This is a genomic window from Clostridium frigidicarnis, from assembly GCF_900111985.1.
Classification (GTDB): Bacteria; Bacillota; Clostridia; order Clostridiales; family Clostridiaceae; genus Clostridium_Z; species Clostridium_Z frigidicarnis.
Genome location: NZ_FOKI01000002.1, coordinates 105,221 through 127,337, shown reverse-complemented (window position 1 = coordinate 127,337; position 22,117 = coordinate 105,221). Strand labels below are relative to the sequence as shown.

The following is a 22,117-nucleotide window of genomic DNA, read 5'->3' as shown; positions in this document are numbered from 1 at the left end:
ATTAAGACATGTTATATTTCAATGACTAAATGAAAATTTCCTGAATTTTTACAAGATTTTCTGCATTACAACTTTTACATTGATATAAATGTATGCAAGCTCCATTAGTATCAATTTCAATGTCACAACTATATGAATCATAGTATTGAGAATTCCTTCCCATATCCTCCATGTAATTTCCACATTTGTAACATATAACATGTTTTTCACATATACTATTACATACGGGGCATAATTTCTCCATTTTAAATTCCTCCTAAATCTATCGTATTTATCTTATTACAAGTATCAGTTATATTAATTCAATTAAATTAGTATACTAATATGAGTTTTGATAAATCCTTCTAACCTTCAGCTAGGTTATATTGCTTCACTTTAATAAACTCTAGCTGATTAACTATAATCATTTTATATAAACTTGATTTCTTCAAGAAAAAAATACCTAAGGAAGTACTTCCTTAGGTATTTTTTCTTAAATTAAAAATTCTATACATTTATTATATACTTCATCATCTACTTCAGCTTTTACATATGTTCCATTGTCTCTATAGTCTTCTTCCATTATATTAGCATTTCTATGCATATAAGCTACTATTTGTTGATCTGTGTATGGAATTATATATTCAGCTTGTTTTAAAGTATATGGTAATTTTTCTGATATAATATTCATTAATATATCTAAATTTATTCTTTCCTTAGCTGAAATTTCAATTATAGTATATTCATTTACCTTTTCTTTTATTAGTTTTATTTCTTCTTCATTTTTTCTATCAATCTTATTTAACACTAAAATTTGTTCTTTATCTCTTGCTCCAAGTTCTTGTAATACCTCTTCCACAGCTTCAATTTGCTTCAAAGCTTCATCAGATGATGCATCTACCACATGAAGTAATAAGTCAGCATATATAACTTCCTCTAATGTAGATTTAAATGCTTCAACTAATTCATGAGGAAGCTTTCTAACAAACCCTACTGTATCTGTTAAAGTTATACCTCTGTTATCTGGAAGGGTTATTGCTCTTGTTGTTACATCTAAGGTAGCAAATAACATATCTGCCTCAAAAACTTTATCCTTTTGCATCATATCTTTTGCAGCTGCTATATCACAAAGAGTATTTCTCAATGTGGATTTTCCAGCATTTGTATATCCAACTAAAGCAACTTGCATAACTTGTTGCTTAGTCCTATTTTCCCTTTGTACTTCTCTTACCTTCTTTATTTTTTTAAGCTCATTTGTTAAGTCATAAATTCTTTCCCTTATACGTCTTCTATCTATCTCGAGCTTCTTTTCTCCTGGTCCTTTGGTTCCTATTCCTCCACCTGTTCTGGATAAAATGGTTCCAAGACCACCCAATCTCGATTGTCTGTATTTTAGCTGAGCAAGTTCTACTTGAATTTTTGACTCTCTAGATTTAGCTCTTGTAGCAAATATATCTAATATCAAAGTCGTTCTATCTATAACTTTAATTCCTATAGCCTCTTCTAAGTTCCTAACTTGAGATCCGGATAATTCATCATCAAATATAACTACATTTGCTCTGTATGCTTGAGCTAGCATTGCTATTTCCTCAACTTTTCCACTTCCAATATAAAAAGCAGAATCTATTTTATATCTATTTTGGAATACATGACATAAAACGGGTGTATTGCAAGCCTTAGCTAATTCCTCTAATTCTACTAGACTTTCCTCTGTATCGCATCCTACTAAAATAGCTTTTTCAGTATTATCTTCCTCTACCTTATTAAGCTTTATCATCTCTTCACAATGAGATATTTTATCTAATATGTTTATAGCCATGGCTTCTTCTAATGTTATTGGTTTTGTATGAGAGCCAACTAAAACATTGTTATCCACTTCACAAAACCCTAATGTTATATCATTTAGCTTATCTTCTTCTACTCCAAGTGCTACTATTGCATCTAACTTCAATTTTAACAAAGCAGAATTATCTAAAGCAGACAGTTTAGAAGAACCATTAGGATGGGTATGTATTATCCTTACTCCACTTAGTTTTTTTTCTTTTATATCTATAAGTGGCACCTCAACAGTTGTGCTGTCTCCAACTGCAACACTTATTATCCTACCTTTTCTATCAATAGCTACACTTATTTCTCTTTCTAAAATTCCTGTAACTTTAACCATTGTATCTATTAACTCTAATGATGCAAAACTATCCTTGTCAATTCTAACATCATACAAATCTTCTAATTCATTTAATATACTATTTCTAACACCGTCTACATTTCCGTATATCATAATGCAAACCTCCCTTAAGATTTTATCTTAAAATCACAACTATTAAATTATCATAATTTAATCCTTATATAATATTAATAACTTTTGCTGAAATTATACTATAAAATGTAATAACCAGCTCCTAACGAAAATTTTATCTTTATGTAAATCTAATATACTTGACAACTTTCATATTATTTTATACTATAAAAACAATATTTACAATAGGTGTGGAGGCGTATTATGGAAGATAAAAAAAGAAATATTTTAATAAGTGCTAATGAAATTTCTGAAAGAATTCAAGTAGTAGGTAAGGAAATATCTGAAGCATATGAAGGTGGTAATCTTTATGTACTTTCTTTATTAAGAGGAAGTTTTATATTTGCTGCTGATTTAGTTAGAGCAATTGATGTACCTACTCAGATAGGGTTTATGACTACTTCTAGCTATGGTAACGGAGAAGAATCTAGTGGTGTAGTTACTGTTGTAAATGACATACCTGATAACATAGAAGGATTAGATGTTCTTATTGTTGATGACATTGTTGATAGTGGAACAACTATGGAATTTGTTATAAATCATGTTAAAAAACTTGGCGCTAAGTCGGTTAAATGCTGTGTTCTTTTAGATAAACCATCTAGAAGAAAATTAGATATAAAACCTAATTACTGCTGTTTTGAAATAGAAGATTTATTTGTTGTAGGATATGGTCTAAATTATGGCGATTTCTACAGAAATATTCCTTATGTTTTCAACTGGGAAACAAACTAATAAAAAAAGGCTGTATCAGATTTATTTTATAAATCTGATACAGCCTTTTTTTATTATGGTTTTGTTTTTATTAAGCTTTCTGTTGTACCCCCATCCATTTGTAAATTAGTATTTGGTATTTTACCAATTATTATTGTTTCACATATAGGTATTTCATGTTTAACTTCTAAATCAGTACTTTTTAATGGCACATTAACCTTTAACCTTGTACTTAAGTGTAAATATATTCTATGTCTTGTTTGATTTATACCTGCACTCTCAAATTCAGATGAGTAAGTAACCTGAATATCCCCTACAGGTTTCATTTTAATTCCTATATCAGGCCCAAGATTAGCGATTATATTGTTATTCAAAACATAACCTAATGGTATCTTTATCCCAACTGCCCCTATTTCCCTCAAGTCTTTCTGGCTATTTAACGCAACCTCTGTGGCCAAAGTATTCATCTTCAGGGTATCTGCCCTTATCATTGTTATATCTCCCGCTTCATTTTTATCAACTTTTATTATATCCCCATAATTGAAATTATCTTTAAATATTTTGCTTATGTTATCATTTAATATAAAAATAGCTTTAGCTCTCATTTCCGCATCGCCGATTGTCATTACTCTAGGCATAACTTTTTTATCGAACTCATAGAGTACTGTATTAAAAATCAATATAACAGCCATAATTATTAGTATAAAAACAACTTTACTTTTGTTAATTTTCACTTTATTTCTAGTTGCTCTTTTTACTATAGATCTTCTGACTATAGGTTTTTTCACAAAAATTCCCCCTGTAAAAATTAATTAATCATTCTATTAATATGCTATAATATGATATAATATTTTAATATGATATAATATTCTTTTTTATGATTTACAACTAAATAGTTAGGAGGAAAGTATGAGTAAAAGGAAAAAGACAAGGAAAAAGAAGAAGAAAGCTCCTCGTAATATTTGGAAAAATATATTGCTAGGTTTTCTGTTTTTTATATTACTTAGTGGTATAGCAGTTGCAGGAGTTTCTTTTGCCATAATAAAAACCGCACCACCTCTAGACATAAATGCTATTTTATCCCTTGATGAAGATTCAATATTATATAACGATCAAGGAGAATTTATGGACTATGTCCCCACTGAACAAAAACGTTCAATAATTTCTATTGAGGACATGCCGAAGCATTTACAGCAAGCCTTTGTTAGTATAGAAGATGAAAGATTCTATTCACATAATGGTCTTGATTATAGAAGGATAGTTGGAGCCTTCGTAACTGATGTTAAAAACAAACTTACGGGTAAAACTGGACTTCATGGTGCATCAACCTTGACTCAACAGTTGCTTAAAAATACTTTATTAACTAATGATGTCAATATTAAAAGAAAAGTTCAAGAAATGTATTTAGCATTGAAACTTGAAAAAGTATTAACTAAAGATCAACTACTAGAAGCATATTTAAATACTATTCACTTAGGTGGAAGAGCAAATGGCGTTGAAGCTGCTTCTAAACAATATTTTAATAAATCAGCAAAGGACTTAAACCTTATAGAATCAGCTTATATTGCGGGTGTAACTCAAAACCCGTCTAAATTCTATGCCTTTTCACCATCAGCTAAGAAAGATCCTAGCTCATATATAACAAAGACTAAGCTAGTTCTTGGAAAAATGAGTGAATTAGGCTATATAAATAAAGAAGAATATGATACAGCACTAGCCGATATTGATGCAAATGGAATAAAGTTTAATCCACCTGCTGAAAATTTAGATAAGCTTAACTATGAGTGGTTTTCACGTCCAGTAATGGATCAAGTTAAGGCAGATTTAAAATCACAATATGGCTACACAGATAAAGAAGTAAATCGTCTTGTCTCTTATGGAGGACTTAAAATATACACTACCATGGATAAGAGCTTACAAGATTATACTCAACATGAAGTTGTAGATAAGGTGTCTACATTCACAAATGTTCCTAACCAACATGATAAAAACACCAATTTAGTTGAGCCCCAGGTTTCTGCTGTAGTTATGGACTACTCTACAGGTCAAGTTAAGACAATAGTAGGTGGTAGAGGTGAGCAGCCAGCATTATCCTTTAATAGGGCTGCTTCTGATAAATTTTTAAAACCAGTTGGTTCTGCTATAAAGCCTCTTACAGTATACGGTCCATTAATAGATACTGAGATTGCAACAGCTGCTACAATAATCGATGACTCTCCTCTTTCTGATAGTATGCTTAAAAAATATGGTTATGGTAGTACTAATCCTCAAAATGTTGACAAAACTTACGGAGGCAATACAACTTTAAGAGAAGGTCTAAAAAAATCTAAAAACGTCATATCTATTAAAGGTGAGGATATGCTTGGACTTAAAACAGGCGTAGCTTATGGCGAAAAGTTTGGATTAAGATTTAATAAAATATCTAAATCAAGTATGTCAGCTCTTGCATTAGGACAATTTGATAATAATTCTAGTGATTTAGATGGAGGTAATCCTCTTATTCTATCAGCTGCCTATGGTACTTTTGGTAATGAAGGAGTTTATACAGCCCCTATTCTATACACTACAGTTAAAGATAGAAATGGAAAAGTATTACTAGATGGTTCTCCAAAGCAGAATAAAATTATTTCGCCTCAAGCTTCTTATATAATGTATGATATGCTTAAGGGGCCACTAGAATATTCTGCTCCAGGTGCTAAATTTGGTTCAATGCCTGTATCAGGTAAAACTGGTACAACATCAAATAATGAATACTTTTGGTTTTCGGGATTAACACCTTATTATTCAGGTGCTGTTTATATAGGTAATGATTCTCCTGCAACCTTAAATGGTATGAATAGTAACGATGCAGCTAAGGTATGGTCAAAAATCATGGCTAGAGCTCATTCAGGACTTGAATACAAAGAATTGGAAATGCCTTCTGGTGTTACTAAATCATATATATGTAAAGCTTCTGGAAAACTTGCAACTGATTCATGCAAAAGAGCTGGAACTGCATATAGTGAATTTTTCATTGATGGTACTGAACCAACTTCTTTATGTGATTCTTCTCACGGAGTAAGTTCAACACCAAAACAAAATGACAAGACAAAAACTCCAGAGGTAGATCCAAACAAACCGGTAGACCCAAATAATCCAGTGGATCCCAACAAACCGGTAGACCCAAATAATCCTACTGATCCAAACAATCCAGTGGATCCAAATAACCCGATACCACCAGTTACTCCACCGGTTACTCCACCGGTTACTCCTACACTACCTAATAATGGTAAGAAAAAATAATTATAAAAACAAAAATATGTAGTCTATATAGACTACATATTTTTTATTTTTACAAACATTAGATAATTAAAAATAAGTCAAATGTGATAAACTATGTTTAAGAGGTGATATTTATGATTACAATATATGCAGTCTCAGACTCTATAGGTGAAACTGCTGAACTAGTTTCTGTAGCTTCTTCTTGCCAATTTAATGAAGATATCAATGTTATAAGGACTCCTTATATTAAAACTTTTGATGATGTTGAAGACTTTATTAAAAATATTAAAATTAAACAAGATTGCATTGTTATTTCAACTATAGTTTTATCAGATGTTCGAGAATTTTTAATACAACGATGTATTGAAAATAATATAACAATAATAAATATCCTGTCTCCAATAATAAATGTTTTAAGTTCAAAGTTACATAAAACCCCAGTATATTCTCCTGGAGCTGTTTGGAAAATGGATGAAGATTATTTTAAAAGGATTGAAGCAATGGAATTTGCACTTCAATATGACGATTCTAAGGATTTAAGAGGCTTAAAAAATGCTGACATAATATTAGTTGGGTTATCTAGAACCTCTAAAACACCTTTAAGTTTATACCTAGCTAATAAAGGATATAAAACTATTAATATTCCCTTAGTACCTGAAATCCCAGTTCCTGATGAACTGTTTTCTATTGATAAAAAGAAGATTTTTGGACTTACAATAAACCCCTTAAATTTAATAGACATTAGAAAACATAGAATGGATAAATTCTCACTGCCTCATATTGAATTCTCTTATTCAAATGAAGAGAGAATTCTTGAAGAACTAGAGTATTCAGATAAAGTGATGAGGAAACTTGGTTGTAAAACTATTGATGTTACAAGTAGAGCTTTAGAGGACACAGCTTTAATTATTAGCAAATACCTAAACTTCTAATCTATATTTAATTTAATAATACATTGTAAATGTTTTATACATATTAACTATTAGACTAACCTACCCTCTTAAGTTAATATAAACTTAAGAATTATATTAAAGGGTGATTATCATGCTAAATTTTGAAAAAATTAGAGAAATGGAACCTTTAATTAGGGAAAGGTTTGTTAGAGAAATTCTAGGACCTGATAAATGTAAAGTTTTGGATAAATATAAACTCACATTGAATGATAGATTATATTTTCAGCGTGTTGAAGCTAAATATCCAACACAAGAATATTTTTCTTTAAAATTCACATTAAAAGCATCAGTATTAGGTATGGTTTTTCAAGTGTATAGATTATGTTTTGCAAAGACAAAATATTTTGAAAATAACTGGGATTATTTCTGTCCTTGTATATATAACTATAAAACTGGTTTTAAAGAAACCGAACTTTATAACATGGAGTTTATAATGCAAAAATCAACTGGTATAACCATAGATCCTAGATATTTATCAACAATACATGAGATTCAAGTATTCAAGGACCTATGTTCTTATTTAGAGGGAAAAAATCTTGAAGCATTAAATGACACCGAAAAATCAAAATATCTTGAAGCTTAATGATTATTTTTTGAAGATGATTTATTTAAGTATATTTATAAACAAATAAAGCTATCCTTTTAATTACATTAAAAGGATAGCTTTATTTATTTTTCCTTATTAAAAGGCAATATAAGCGGACAAGAATTTATAGGATTATCCATTATAAAAAAATCCATATTATAAACTTCCTTTAAAACCTCATTGTTTATGATTTCTTTAGGAGTTCCCTTTTTTAATACTTTTCCATCATTAACCAATATAAGTTCATCACTATATTGAGCTGCAATATTTAAATCATGTAAAACACATATTACAGTTTTATTGTAATTTTTAACTAAGGATTTTAGTATATTCATAACTTGTATTTGATGATGAATGTCTAACTGTGATATTGGTTCATCTAAAATCATCACCGGGGTTTCCTGTGCCAAAGCCCTAGCTATTATTACTCTTTGACGTTCTCCTCCACTTAAAGTACTTATATCCTCATCTTTTAAATGATAAGTATTTGTCATTTTCATTGCTTCTCTTACTTTTTCTAAATCATTATCATTTTCTTTTTTAAACCTTCCTATATGAGGGTTTCTTCCCATGAGAACTATATCCCATGCTGTATACGCAAAATCAAGATTTGTATTTTGTGGAACAGAGGACATAATTTTCCCAAGTTCTCTGCCATTAATGCTATTTATATCTATGTCCCCTATATTTATTTCACCTGATTTACATTGGATAATTTTGCATATATGCTTTATCAATGTTGTTTTACCTGATCCATTTGGTCCAACAATTGTATAAAGCTTATTACTTTCTATTTCTAACTCCATATTGTTTAATATGTTTTTATCGTTTATTTTATATGTTAGCCCATTCACTGTTATAGTCTTCCCCATAATTACAGCCCCCTCTTCTTCCCTTTATTAAGCAAATAAATAAAGAATGGAGCTCCTAAAAATGATGTTATAACTCCTACTGGTATTTCCATAGGTGGTGCTATTGTTCTAGATAACGTATCACATAACACTAGAAAGATTGCCCCAACTATTGATGATAAGATTGTAAGTTTTTTATAGTCTGGTCCACTTATTATTCTAACTACATGAGGAACTATAAGTCCTACAAATCCAATTACCCCGGTTGATGATACCGCAAATGAAACCATCATAGCACATACTACAATTAATATCCTCTTTACTTTTTCAATATCTACTCCTAAATTTATTGCACTATCTTCTCCTAAAGTCATAATATTTAAATCCTTAGAAAAGATAAGATTTATTCCTATTCCAATTACAGAAACAACCAACAATGCAATAACATTTTTCCAAGAAGCTGAGCTTAAACTTCCCATAGTCCAGAATATTATCTTTTCCATCTGGTTTCTATTTAATATCATAATAAGCGACACCATAGAGGACATAAAAAATGATATTGCTATACCAGATAAAAGCAAATTCATAGTTGGAACTTTTCTTCCAACCTTTGAAATATTATAAGCTAGAAAAACTGTCAGTATAGAAAATAAAAATGCTAATACATTTACCATACCTACTCCAAAAATATATTTGTCCAATCCCAATATTATAGCAATAGTAGCCCCTAAAGATGCCCCTGATGACATACCTAAAACAAATGGATCTGCCATGGGATTTCTAAACATACCTTGGAATGTTCCTCCTACAACAGATAAAATACAACCAACTAAGGATGCCATTATTATCCTTGGCATCCTTATGTTCATTAGAATAATTTCCGTTGTATCCTTAATATTCGATTTATCTACAAAATTATTTAAAAAGGGTATCTTACTTAAGAGTAAGGCTATGCTATCTCTAAATGATACATCACTAGCTCCAAGTGTCAAAGACATAGCCATTGTAAAAAATAATATTACTATTAATGATATGCATACTAACTTAAAATATTTTCGTATAAAATTCTTCATAAAATCCTCTTCTTTTTTATAAATTAAACAATAACCCTTTTAAACTTAGGCATATGAAAGAAAATAATAAGTCAAAGATACCATGTATATTTTGTGTCAGACAAGGAAGCCATATTAGTTCATAGCATAGACTATTGGCTAATATCTCTGACGAAGTATGACACAAAATAGACTAGCATACTGAATTGTTATTTTTTTCAATGTTCCTCATATTCAAATCTTACTTAAAAGCTTCTGGATGTAGAATTTTAGCTATTCCTTCTAATCCTTGAGCAAGCCTTGGTCCTTGTAAATCTATAGTATTTTCATCTATTTCATAAATTTTATCTTCTTTTATAGCCTTTAAATCTTTATATCCATTTGCTTCTTTTAAGCCTTCTTTATCATTTCCGCTTTTTCTAACCATAAATAAGTCTGGATTGCTTTCAACAACTTTTTCTAAACTAAACTTCCATCCCTTAAGATCTTTAGCTGCATTCTCTCCTCCAGCCATCTCTATCATTTGACTTATAAAAGTATCTCCACCAGCTGTAAAATCGCCACCTTGGCCATATGCAACAACATAGTAAGCCTTTACCTTATCTTTACCTTCAACTTTTTTTTCTACCTCTTCAACCTTTTTTTTCATTCCATCTACTATTTCATTACCCTTAGTCTTTGCATTGAGTACAGTAGCAATATTGTTTATTGTGTCATATGTACCTTCAAAATTTTCTGGTCCATAAAAAATAACAACTTTTATGTTTAATGATTCTAATTTTTTTAATACATCTTCTTTAAAATGCGCTGATGCAATTACCAAATCTGGTTTTAATTCAACTATTTTTTCGATATTAGGATCCTGTAATCCTCCTATACTTTCTACTTTTTTAACTGATTCTGGATAGTTGCAAAATTCTGTTCTTCCAACTAACTTATCTTCTTTTCCTAGTGCGGATACTGTTTCTGTTATACTAGGTGATAAAGAAATAATTCTTTCAGGTTCTTTATCTAAGGTAACCTCTCTATTAAATGAATCCTTTATAGTTAGTGGATATGCTATACTTGCATTTTCATCTGACTTTTTATTGTCTACACTGCTATTACAAGCAACCATTGTAAAACTTAAAATTACAATTGTTATAATAGACAGGTATTTTTTAAGTGTTTTCATAATCCTCATCCTTTCTTTATTTGGTTTGTAAAAAAAATAAAACTCACATTCTTAGGAATGTGAGTTTATAATAATCATAAATATTTTTATAATTTATAAACACCTATATTACATTCCCGCCGAATGACTAGATAAAATTATGGCAGGTCTCCTGACTCATGGATCATCCTCATGCTTACCTTCCCAGCCATATTTAAATTAAGCCAGTGGTTATTAAGCTTTGTCACCATTTACAGTAGCGGGGGCTGTAGTGGAATTAAACCACTTTCCCTATTAAACTTTACAAAAGTACCACAACATATTAATTGTTCATTTAAAAACAAGCTTATTATACAATAACTGCTCTTATTTTTCAATAAAATGTTTTCATAGTTTATTTTAGGCATACCTCATCCAAAAGTAACCTCTCTAAAACTGTTACATTTAAATCTTTAAGTTTATCACTATATATTACTGCTGATTTTATATTACAAATAAATAGCATAGGGGCATCAGCTAAGATTAATTCATTTATTTTATCATGGAATTTCCTAAGTTTTTTAGGATTTATACATGTTTTACTTTGAGACATCAATGATATTACCTCTTTATTATAGTATCCCATTTTAAAATAACTAGCCTCCATATTAAATAAAGATTGTAAATAATTATCTACTCCTCCAGTATCTGCCGCCCATGTTGCAACAATTAAATCACATTGCTCTAACCCCTCATTGCTTAGAAGTATATTTCTTGGCATTGTTATCAATTTTGTTTTCACACCAACGTTTTCAAAATCTTCTACAAGATTTGTTATTACTTCCGTTTTATCATCTTTAAAGGATTGTTCCACTCCTATTTCTAAAGTATGTATGGATGAATTATATCCTCCTGTTTTTAGAAGATTTCTAGCCTTTGTAACATTGTAATCATATATTACATCACTAGTATTATACATTCCCTTTGGAAAAATAGATCCATATTTCGATGCAAGACCTAAATAACAATTTTTTATTATTTTTTCTGTGTTTATAGCATAATTAAGGGCTTGTCTAATCTCTTTTTTAGCAAATATGTCTTTTCTTTTTAAGTTAAATATACCTATTTTAGTTGCTAATGTATTAAATGATGTCCAGTTAAAACTATCATTATTTTTAAATTCTTCTATAAGCTCGTATAATCCATCACATCTTATGAAATCTAATTTATTATTACTTAATTCTTCTTTCACATCTATATCATCATATACTAATTTTATATTATCAATATATGATTCCCCACCATAATACTCTTTAAACGATTTAAGATAAATTGCCTCGTTATCTATTTTATCTATTTCATAAGCTCCACACCCTACAAGTTTCTTATTGTTTAAGTATTCTTTTTCATTGAATATTGCACATATTGGTTGTGATAAATTCATTAAAAGTTCTGTATATGCATATTTTAGTTTTATTTTAATAGTATGCTTATCTATGCACTTAATGCCTTTAACATCATTACATACCCCACCTATATATTCATCAGCCCCCTCTATACAATCTATTAAGTATTTATAGTTTGATTTTGATTTTGGATTCAAAAGTCTTTCCAACGAAAACTTTACATCTGTACTAGTAAGTTCTACTCCATTATGAAATTTTACACCTTTTCTTAATTTAAAAACCCAAGTAAGATTATCTTCTTCCAGATTCCAATTTTTTGCTATAGCTGGAAAAACATCTGCTGAGTATCTTTGTTGAACTAACGTAGAACAGACATTTTGATATATGCTAGATTCATCAACCTGTATTAAATAAATAGGGTCTCTTTTTTCAATAAAATCTGAACTTATCTTCACTTTACTTTTTAATACAAAATCCCTTTTCTCATTTTCTTTTAAAAAACTTAAAAGATTAATATTCTCTTCTTTAACTTTCTCTGAAAATATTTTTAGAGTTTCCAATGAATTTTTAACAAACTCCGCACTCATTAATGTTGTTTCAACTATGGAAATAATTTTTTCTGCATATACTTGTATATCTTCTGATATCACATTTATAGAGTCAACTGAAACCAATTGTTCTTCTATTACTTTATTCATTTCAGTTATTATTACTTTAGACTTTTTAGAAGCATCAGATATATCTTTAAATGTTTCTTTAGTTTTATTTGATGAATCTATTCCTATATTTATCTTTTCATCACTTTTCTTTATAGCATTTAAAGTATTTTCTATACCATTATTTACTTCTTTTAAAATTTTAGTTATTTCATCTGCAAAGCCTTTACTCTGTTCTGATAGATTTTTTACTTCGCCAGCTACAACACTAAAGCTTTTACCATATTCCCCAGCCCTAGCTGCTTCTATAGATGCATTTAATGCTAATAAATTTGTCTTAGATGATATATCTTTAATTGCATCAGATATATGGTTTATACTTTGAAAGTTTTTACTTAAATCTATTACCTCTTCTTTTATATATTTAGCACTATTTATTATATCTTCCATAGATTTTAATGAATCTAATATTATATTATTGCCTCGCTCTACTACCTTTATTGTATTGTTTGCTTCCTCACTTGAATTTCCTATATTTCCATTTAACTTATTTAAAACACCTGTAAATCCATGTATTTCATTTATTATCTTTGATATTACATCGAATTGAGTGTCTACTGTAAGAGAGATTTGATTTATTGAATATAGCAATCCATCCATAGTACTATTAACATCATCAACCTTATTTATAAGCTTACCCATAGATACTCTTTGATTTCCTTTTATTATGCAAATGTTTTCATTTTCTACAACCTCAATATCCATTTGATTAACTTCTTGTTTTTCTATATATATGTCTTTATTTTTGTCTTTTCGTTTAAAAAGCATATATTTTCCCCCCAAATAATTGTTTCAATACATAAAATATACCTAATATTCCTTATAATAGTATACCACTTTTAAATATCATACTAAATATATATTTTAAGTTTCAAAGCTATTTTTCTCACAATCAAACACTTGTATAATTGTTTTTATAACATAACTTAATAACATGTACAAGATTATAAGTTTTTATTTTAGTAGTTATATCATTAACACATAAAATCAGTTTTTATAAAAGAAAACTACCTAAGAAAATATATTATAATCTCAAGTAGTTTTTATGTATAAACACTATAATGTTATGTAAAAATATATCTCATTTAATTTATAAATCTCTATCAATATCTTCAAATCCATTTTTAAACCACTGTACCAAACATCTCTTTATTGGCTTCTCAAGTCCATCTTTACCCCTATAAGATAATTTTTTAAATCTAGCTATCTTAGTTGATAATGCATCCATAACCAAATTACTTATATAAACTGGTGGAAGTGATGGTGTTACTATTTCATCATGACCTATGCATTCTTCACTAGACGAAAAAACTATAAAACTTCTGCATCTCAATGGTCTGACTTCATATATACTACATGCTCCTTCTCCATTTAAAAACATACATGGATTATTTTCTTTTAAATATTTATGGTACATGTTTCTGAGCTCTTCTTCTTTCATGTTATGAGGACTATCTGCAGTTCTTACATTGTTATTAATTTTATCTATATAACTTTTTATTTCTATAAGCTCTTCTTCTGTTCTTGTTTCTTTTAAGTGTCTTCTTATGAGTTCTGCTTCTACTGGTGTACACTCTAAGTAAAGACTACAACAATGTGAGCAACCCTTACTACAAGGTGCATAGGATGAAAATTGTTCTATTCCTTTATCTGCCATAGTATATATATCTTTTACGACTATTAACCCATTAGATAAATTCAAAAACTCATTGTCATCTAAACAAAATATATTACTTAATCCATAGTCTGCTATATTATCATATATATCCATATTTTTTGTATTGTTAAATATAATTTCTTTTCCCTCATAGTTTTTTCCTAATGTGAAATACTTGTGTTTTTTTTGCAAACAACATTCTTTATGTATCTTGCCACTATTACAAGGACATAATTCATTTCGGGATATTTTTATTTCTTTTTCTTTCTTATATGTTTTTTCCATAAATCCTCCTAAAAGCTTTTAATGTTCCATAAAGTTATTCTAATTTTAGCTTATAATTTTCTCAAAATTAGCATTGTTACAACTAAAGCTTAAAATAACTTACCTAAGGCACTTATCAGTGCTTATTCATAACTTAAAAAGTTATGAATATTAGCAATAATAGCCATGGAATAAAAGGCATTGAGCCCAATTATAACATATGTTTTAAGAAAACTCAAAAGCTATACACTAGTAGCCTAAAGCACCAATGTATAGCTTTTCATTTTTTTTACTATTGCTTATTCTCTTTTTTATATTTATCTAATAAGATTGATATTAAATTATTTGCAACTGTAAAATTCTTATACTGATCATTTATAACCATTCTATTTTCATCCCTCAAAAAGAAATTGAATCTTAATCTATATATTATAAGCATTGTAGCCAAAACTCTATTTTTTTCTGTTGGATTGTTCTCCAATAAAACTTTTTGTGTAAAATCTTTAAATTTATATTCAGTCTCTCCATTAGTAAATGTTTCATTTACATTATAAGTTAATTGATCAAACAATTTATTTGTTTTACCATCTTCAACATAACGATTTTTAAAATACGTAAAATAAGCATCTATAAAACTTGAAGATTTACTTTCACTAGCTATATTTAATGTATTAAGAACAAAATTTGCTAGTTGCTGAGCATTACAGTTTCCTTTACAAGTTTCTGCGTCAAACATATCCCACATGAATGTAAATAACTTAAGCTGGTTTAAATCTTCTAAATCTAGCCTTGGGCTGTAATCCAAATATTTATTTAACCATCTTAATTCATCAAACTCTAAAAAATCCATAATACCCCTCCTATTAATTTAATGACCACTATATTAAATATAGTATATCGCTTAACATTATATTTATTATAATCTTATTACTTAATTTATAATATAGTATTTACTATATGTTAACCTTATATTTCAAGAATTTTCATAATAGTTATACAAATTTGTTAATTTATTCAATAAATACAACTTTAATCATAAAAGTCACATTCCACTGCTATATCCAAATTATTTTCCTCTTTAATATAATCCATTATTGAGTTAAATAACTTTTTATTAACAACCTCATCTTTTATGTTTATATTTTGATTTCCGAACCCTTTCATACCTTCCCTAACCTCTTTAAATTCAGGTAACTCCTTTAATAATGGCCCTAAGTCTGGTCTTTCAAATCCTCCATGTTCATCTATTGTATCTAAAACTTTACAAGGTATATAACTAAACATCCCTTTATACTTGTCTTCATAAGTAGCCCCTATATAAAATGCATTTTCTTTATTATTCAAACATTTTATATTCATTTCATAATACCATTCCTTAAGTTTATCAAAATTATCAATAGTACATTTTGGTGCCTTATGTTTCTTTAAGTTTGATTTTACAGCATTATCAAATTCTTCTAAGCTTGATGTTGGCATATTTTCTATCTTATACTTTATAACAAATACAGTATCACATATAAAAATATCATAAACCTTTTTGTTTTTCTTTCTACTATTAAAAGATTTTTTTCCTGTTCCAAAAAGTAGTATATCTCCAACCTCAAGTTCTTTTAAATCAGCTATAAAATTTTGTTGATAGCTAGAATATAAAAACATATTGCCCATGACACATGGATCTGTGTTAAAAAAATTACCTTCATTTGTTTCTAGATTAAGTTTACTATGGATGGCTGTTGGATGGTCTTTCTTTTTTAATATGTCCTTAACAAGGGTAAACTCTGAACTACCTTCCCATTCTCCCCAAAATCCAAATTTACACTGTACTACATCCTTGTTCAAAACTTTTCCATTCGTAACCATATATTTTCTAGTATGACCCCTATCTTTTGAACTTGGACATATTCCATCATTATATTTTGATATATTCCTTTCACATCCAGGGTGAAAAAACAAAACAAGTCTTCTCAATGGTATTCCCTCCCACAAATTTAATAATAAATAAGCTGTATATATTTATATCTCTCTAAATAAATATTCAAAATTTGTGGTTATTATTCTTAATATTTAAGCATTTATATATATTTTTTTAATATCTAAGTAAATTTGAGCAAAAAAATATACCAAGCCAGAAATATTCCTAGCTTGATATACCCTTTAAGTTATAACAATTAATAACTTTTTCTAACGAAACATTTTTGTTTCATTAGAGTTCTCTTCCTATTCCTCTAATTAAATATAAATAATAAATCATAATCTATGCTAATTAATTTACAACTTCATTATAAAGTAGTCTTACAAAGTTTGTCAATTGTATTTTATATTCAATTTGAATTAACTACATTTTAATATTGAAGCTTATTTTTCAATTTTAAACTTGTACTATCAATATTATAATATAAACTAGCAAGAACTTCACTATATTTTTTCAATAAATTCTAAATTGTCTATCATTTTTTTCTATGAAGGTTATCACGTTTATAAATATTCTCTATAGTTGATAATATTTTGATTGAAATTTATTAATTTATGCCTTATACAAGTTAAATTATACTAAATTTTATTTTTTCATCATATTACCACACCCTACCTTCTTATATCATTAAAATTCTTTGTTTTTCTTATTTTTATAAACTTTTTACCTTTGAAACCTGGGAGTTTTGTTACTTGAGCCTATTTTTTCTTAGTATTTATAAACTTATTTCTTAGTAACATAGTTTTCATCATTTTTTCACGCCAATATTTTTTCTTACTATTACTAAACAAAAAGATAATTTTTTCTAAACATTAATTTAATATTTCTTTCTTAAGTACTTATTTCATTGATATAGAACGTATAAATCAATAAATTTTTTTTTGATAAAATTATTGATTTATAGTGATATAATATATATAATATTTCTTGTTGTTTAGAAATTTTAAACTTAAAGTTTACTAATATAAATGTTTTTCTTAGGAGGTGTAAAATATGCATATAGGAGAGAAAATTAAGCGACTTAGAGTTGAAAAACAATTAACCCAAGAAGAATTAGCAAACAGATGTGAATTATCTAAAGGATTTATTTCTCAATTAGAGAATGATCTGACTTCTCCATCTATAGCTACTCTTATGGATATTTTAGATATTTTAGGTACGAATTTACAAGAGTTTTTCAGTGATCATCAAGTAGAAAAAATAGTCTTTACTGAAGAAGATATGTTTGAGTCAGATAACAATGATTTAAAATATAAAATAATGTGGCTTGTGCCCAATGCACAGAAAAATGAAATGGAACCAATAATGGTTACCTTAGAACCAGGTGGTCATTTCGTAGAAGATAATCCTCATGAAGGTGAAGAATTTGGATATGTTTTATCTGGAAATATACACCTTCATATTGGAGAAAGACATATAAAAGTAAAAAAAGGAGAAAGCTTTTATTTTAAACCCAAAGCTAACCATTATATATCTAATGCTGGCAAAACTCAGGCAAAGGTTATATGGATAAGTACTCCACCAACATTTTAGATTAATAGAAAGAGGTGTTGATTTTGAATGATCATATCATTGAATTAAAAAACATATCTAAAACTTATGGTAGTAATACTGTTTTAGATTGTTTTGATCTTAATATAAAGAAAAATGAATTTTTAACATTACTTGGGCCTAGTGGATGTGGTAAAACTACAACTTTGAAAATATTAGCTGGCTTTGAAACTTCTGATAGTGGTGATGTTATATTTGAGGGACATAAGATAAATGATATTCCCCCATATGAAAGACCACTAAATACAGTATTTCAAAAATACGCTTTATTTCCTCATATGGACGTATATGAAAATATTGCATTTGGATTAAAATTAAAGAAACTATCTAAAGATAAAATAGATAAATCCGTAAAGGACATACTGAAATTGGTTGCTCTTGAGGGATTTGAAAAAAGGAAAATAGAATCTTTAAGTGGTGGTCAGCAACAAAGAATAGCTATAGCTAGAGCTTTAGTAAACAACCCTAAAGTGCTACTTCTAGATGAGCCTCTAGGCGCACTTGATTTAAAATTAAGAAAAGAAATGCAAATTGAGTTAAAAAAAATACAACAAAAACTTGGTATAACTTTTATCTTTGTAACTCATGACCAGGAAGAGGCCCTAACTATGTCCGATACTATTATAGTTATGAACAATGGTAAAATTCAACAAATGGGTTCACCTGAAGATATATATAATGAACCTGCAAATGCTTTTGTAGCTAATTTTATAGGTGAAAGTAATATAATTGATGGTTTCATGATTGAAGACTTTAAAGTTAACTTTTGTAATCATGAATTCGAATGTGTTGATAAAGGTTTCGGATGTAATATTCCTGTACAAGTCGTTATAAGACCTGAAGATGTTAAAATTGTTGACCCATCTCAAGGAATGCTTAAAGGATTGGTTACTTCTGTGATTTTCAAGGGAGTTCATTATGAAATTGGTGTAAATAACAATGGTGTAAATTGGATTATTCATAATACTAAATGTGTAGAAATTGGGACTGAAATTGGAATGGATTTAACCCCTTTTGACCTTCATATAATCTCTAAGGATGATTACTAATGAAAAGATCAAAAAATCTTTCTTCTTATCCATATCTTATATGGAGTAGTATTTTTATTGTATTTCCGTTATTAATAGTATTATTCTTTAGTTTTACTATTAAAGATGAACAGTCCTATGTATTTTCTTTATCCAATTACACAAAATTAATTGATCCAATATATGCCAAAGTTTTCGGACTTTCATTTTCCCTTGCTATTGTATGCACAATTTTATGCCTTTTAATAGGCTATCCTGTAGCTTATATAGTTTCTAAACTTCATGTTAAGAAAAGAAATTTAATAATAACATTACTTATTCTACCTATGTGGATGAATTTTCTACTAAGAACCTATTCATGGATGTCCATACTTGGTAATAAAGGTATTATTAATTCTCTTATTATGAAATTGGGATTTGAAAAAATTAACATGTTATATACAAATGGTGCTGTCCTTCTAGGTATGGTATATAATTTCTTACCATTTATGATTTTACCAATATACACAGTACTTATAAAAATAGATAATGACCTAATAGATGCTGCTGAAGATTTAGGAGCAACAAAATGGCAAGTATTTAAAAAAGTTATTTTCCCACTGTCTATTCCTGGAGTTGTTTCTGGTATTACAATGGTATTTATGCCTGCAGTCACTACTTTTGTTATATCTCGACTTCTTGGTGGAGGCCAATATATGCTAGTTGGTAACTTAATAGAACAGCAATTTACAGCAATGGATGATTGGAATTTTGGTTCTTCTATATCAATATTCATGATGATAATAATCTTAATCTCCATGGCACTAATGTCTAAATATGACAAAGATTCTAAAGAAGGTGGTGGTCCATTATGCTAAAAAAATTTAAAAATATAAGTTCAAAACTATACCTTATTCTAATATTTATATTTTTATATGCTCCTATAGCCGTTTTAATTGTTTTTTCCTTTAATGACTCAAAATCAATGGCTACATGGAATGGCTTCACCTTAAAATGGTATTATCAACTTTTTAATAATACAAGAATATTACGCGCACTTTATTACACAATAGGAATTGCAGTAGCATCGTCAATAATTGCTACTATAATCGGAACTATAAGCGCTATAGGTATACACAAAAGTAAAGGCTTTAAGAAAAAGATACTGCTAAATATAAACTATATACCAGTTTTAAATCCGGATATAGTTACTGGTATATCTCTTATGTGTTTATTTATAGTTTTTCGTTCTATATTTGATGTTCAGTTTGGATTAGTTACTATGCTTCTTGCACATATAACTTTCAACATTCCCTATGTTATATTGTCAGTACTACCCAAATTAAAACAACTTCCTCAAAACTTAGAAGAAGCTGCATTAGATTTAGGTGCAAGTCCTAGCTATGCATTAAGAAAAGTAATTTTACCACAAATAAAGCCTGGCATAATTTCTGGATTTCTAATAGCCTTTACTATGTCTGTTGATGACTTTGTAATAAGCTTTTTCACAACTGGTTCAGGAGTTACTAACTTATCTATAGAAATCTATTCTATGGCTAAAAGAGGTATTAAGCCTGAAATAAATGCATTATCAACTTTAATGTTCGCTGTAGTTTTAATCTTATTACTTTTCATGAATAGAAAAGATACAATTATTGGAGGTGAAGCTATTGAGTAAATTCAAAAAATTAACTTCTTTAGTTTTGATTACATTACTATTTACCTCATTATTTTCTGGTTGTTCTAACAATTCTACTGGTATAACTTTAAATTTTTTAAATCAAGGAGACTATATAGACGAAGAATTATTAGAAGAATTCCAAATGGAAACAGGAATAAAAATAAATTATGAAAGTTTTAGTACAAATGAAGAAATGTATCAAAAGTTAAAATCAGGTGTAAACCAATATGATATTGTTATCCCATCTGAATATATGATTCAAAGACTTATATCAGATGATATGCTTGAAAAACTTGATTTTAATAATATCCCAAATATAGATAATATAGATTCAAAATTTAAAAATCTTCCCCATGATCCTAACAACCAATACACTGCCCCTTATATGTGGGGAACTCTAGGTATTTTGTATAATTCTGAAATGGTAACTGACCCAGTTGAAGATTGGGATATTTTATGGAATCCTAAATATAAGGGTGAAATATTTATGGTTGATTCCATGAGAGAATCTTTAGGTGTAGCACTACAAAAACTCGGTTACTCTTTAAATTCAACAAATGATAATGAAATTGCTGCTGCAAAAGAAGAATTAATTAAACAAAAACCTCTTGTTAGAGCATATATGGTAGATGAGACTAAAGAAAGAATGGCTGCCGAGGAGGGATCTTTATCCGTTACTTGGATTGGAGAGGCTATTCTTGCAATGGAAAGAAACAGTGATCTAAAATATGTTATACCTGATAAAAGCAATATTTGGATAGATGCTATGTGTGTCCCAAAAGGTTCTACTCACAAAGCTGAAGCTGAACAACTTATAGACTTTTTACTTGAAGCTGAAATAGGAAAACAAAATGCAGAATATATAGGTTATCCAACAGCTAATAAAGCTGCTTATGAATTATTAGAAGATGATGTTAAAAACAACAAATCAGCATACCCTGATGCTTCTTCTTTAAATCATTTAGAATATTTCTCCGATTTAAGAGAAAACTTAAAGAAATATGATGATGCTTGGTTAAAAGTAAAATCCAAATAGAAATAG

19 protein-coding genes and 1 riboswitch are annotated in these 22,117 nt (G+C 28.6%); of the genes, 9 read left to right on the top strand and 10 right to left on the bottom strand.

Annotation, left to right across the window (positions count from 1 at the left end):
* Positions 1-25 precede the first annotated feature (25 nt).
* Positions 26-244 carry a hypothetical protein gene (locus BM119_RS01670; RefSeq protein WP_090038290.1) on the bottom strand — a complete coding sequence of 73 codons (219 nt, stop codon included), beginning with the start codon at positions 242-244 and terminating at the stop codon, positions 26-28.
* A gap of 228 nt (positions 245-472) precedes the next feature.
* Positions 473-2,257, bottom strand: coding sequence for a GTPase HflX (hflX, locus tag BM119_RS01665; protein ID WP_090038287.1), 1,785 nt, complete (start codon positions 2,255-2,257; stop codon positions 473-475).
* Positions 2,258-2,479: 222 nt separating this feature from the next.
* Here hflX and hpt point away from each other — a divergent pair, with 222 nt between their 5' ends.
* Positions 2,480-3,007: a hypoxanthine phosphoribosyltransferase gene (gene hpt / locus BM119_RS01660; protein WP_090038283.1), complete on the top strand. Its 528-nt coding sequence runs from the start codon at positions 2,480-2,482 to the stop codon at positions 3,005-3,007.
* Between the two features lie 53 nt (positions 3,008-3,060).
* Here hpt and yunB read toward each other — a convergent pair whose 3' ends face one another.
* Positions 3,061-3,774 (bottom strand): sporulation protein YunB, encoded by a 714-nt coding sequence (gene yunB, locus BM119_RS01655; RefSeq protein WP_090038280.1) that lies wholly within the window; start codon positions 3,772-3,774, stop codon positions 3,061-3,063.
* Positions 3,775-3,895: 121 nt separating this feature from the next.
* Between yunB and BM119_RS01650 the strand changes: the two genes are divergently transcribed.
* The 3 genes from BM119_RS01650 to BM119_RS01640 all read left to right on the top strand — a co-directional run bounded on the left by BM119_RS01650 (position 3,896) and on the right by BM119_RS01640 (position 7,783).
* Entirely contained in the window at positions 3,896-6,268 is a 2,373-nt protein-coding gene (locus BM119_RS01650) for a transglycosylase domain-containing protein (RefSeq protein ID WP_090038277.1), read from the top strand.
* Positions 6,269-6,381: 113 nt separating this feature from the next.
* On the top strand, positions 6,382-7,179 hold the full coding sequence (locus BM119_RS01645) for a pyruvate, water dikinase regulatory protein (protein WP_090038275.1): 798 nt from the start codon (positions 6,382-6,384) through the stop codon (positions 7,177-7,179).
* Positions 7,180-7,291: 112 nt separating this feature from the next.
* Positions 7,292-7,783 carry a hypothetical protein gene (locus BM119_RS01640; protein ID WP_090038272.1) on the top strand — a complete coding sequence of 164 codons (492 nt, stop codon included), beginning with the start codon at positions 7,292-7,294 and terminating at the stop codon, positions 7,781-7,783.
* Between the two features lie 86 nt (positions 7,784-7,869).
* Here the strand turns inward: BM119_RS01640 and BM119_RS01635 are convergent, their stop codons facing one another.
* The 7 genes from BM119_RS01635 to BM119_RS01605 all read right to left on the bottom strand — a co-directional run bounded on the left by BM119_RS01635 (position 7,870) and on the right by BM119_RS01605 (position 16,832).
* Positions 7,870-8,658, bottom strand: a complete 789-nt coding sequence (locus BM119_RS01635) for an ABC transporter ATP-binding protein (RefSeq protein WP_090038269.1) — start codon at positions 8,656-8,658, stop codon at positions 7,870-7,872.
* A 2-nt stretch (positions 8,659-8,660) separates the two neighbouring features.
* A complete protein-coding gene (locus tag BM119_RS01630; RefSeq protein WP_090038267.1) occupies positions 8,661-9,710 on the bottom strand; it encodes a FecCD family ABC transporter permease in 1,050 nt (349 codons plus the stop codon).
* Between the two features lie 220 nt (positions 9,711-9,930).
* The gene (locus tag BM119_RS01625; protein ID WP_090038264.1) at positions 9,931-10,863 is read right to left on the bottom strand and encodes an ABC transporter substrate-binding protein; all 933 of its coding nucleotides are present in this window, start codon (positions 10,861-10,863) and stop codon (positions 9,931-9,933) included.
* A 124-nt stretch (positions 10,864-10,987) separates the two neighbouring features.
* Positions 10,988-11,174, bottom strand: a riboswitch (cobalamin riboswitch).
* 62 nt (positions 11,175-11,236) lie between these two features.
* On the bottom strand, positions 11,237-13,711 hold the full coding sequence (locus BM119_RS01620) for an ABC transporter substrate-binding protein (RefSeq protein ID WP_090038261.1): 2,475 nt from the start codon (positions 13,709-13,711) through the stop codon (positions 11,237-11,239).
* A 322-nt stretch (positions 13,712-14,033) separates the two neighbouring features.
* Positions 14,034-14,885, bottom strand: a complete 852-nt coding sequence (locus BM119_RS01615; protein WP_090038480.1) for a YkgJ family cysteine cluster protein — start codon at positions 14,883-14,885, stop codon at positions 14,034-14,036.
* Positions 14,886-15,156: 271 nt separating this feature from the next.
* On the bottom strand, positions 15,157-15,714 hold the full coding sequence (locus BM119_RS01610) for a hypothetical protein (protein ID WP_090038259.1): 558 nt from the start codon (positions 15,712-15,714) through the stop codon (positions 15,157-15,159).
* Positions 15,715-15,893: 179 nt separating this feature from the next.
* Positions 15,894-16,832, bottom strand: coding sequence for a hypothetical protein (locus tag BM119_RS01605; RefSeq protein WP_090038256.1), 939 nt, complete (start codon positions 16,830-16,832; stop codon positions 15,894-15,896).
* 997 nt (positions 16,833-17,829) lie between these two features.
* On the opposite strand from BM119_RS01605, the gene BM119_RS01600 reads away from it, so the two are divergent.
* The 5 genes from BM119_RS01600 to BM119_RS01580 are packed head-to-tail and all read left to right on the top strand — an operon-like array spanning position 17,830 to position 22,111.
* Positions 17,830-18,369: a helix-turn-helix domain-containing protein gene (locus tag BM119_RS01600; RefSeq protein ID WP_090038255.1), complete on the top strand. Its 540-nt coding sequence runs from the start codon at positions 17,830-17,832 to the stop codon at positions 18,367-18,369.
* A 23-nt stretch (positions 18,370-18,392) separates the two neighbouring features.
* Positions 18,393-19,436: a spermidine/putrescine ABC transporter ATP-binding protein gene (gene potA, locus BM119_RS01595; RefSeq protein WP_090038253.1), complete on the top strand. Its 1,044-nt coding sequence runs from the start codon at positions 18,393-18,395 to the stop codon at positions 19,434-19,436.
* Entirely contained in the window at positions 19,436-20,272 is an 837-nt protein-coding gene (locus tag BM119_RS01590) for an ABC transporter permease (RefSeq protein ID WP_090038250.1), read from the top strand. Before potA ends, BM119_RS01590 begins: the two co-directional genes overlap by 1 nt.
* Positions 20,266-21,072 (top strand): ABC transporter permease, encoded by an 807-nt coding sequence (locus BM119_RS01585; RefSeq protein WP_090038248.1) that lies wholly within the window; start codon positions 20,266-20,268, stop codon positions 21,070-21,072. Before BM119_RS01590 ends, BM119_RS01585 begins: the two co-directional genes overlap by 7 nt.
* The gene (locus BM119_RS01580) at positions 21,065-22,111 is read left to right on the top strand and encodes an ABC transporter substrate-binding protein (protein WP_090038245.1); all 1,047 of its coding nucleotides are present in this window, start codon (positions 21,065-21,067) and stop codon (positions 22,109-22,111) included. Before BM119_RS01585 ends, BM119_RS01580 begins: the two co-directional genes overlap by 8 nt.
* The last annotated feature ends 6 nt before the right edge of the window (positions 22,112-22,117 follow it).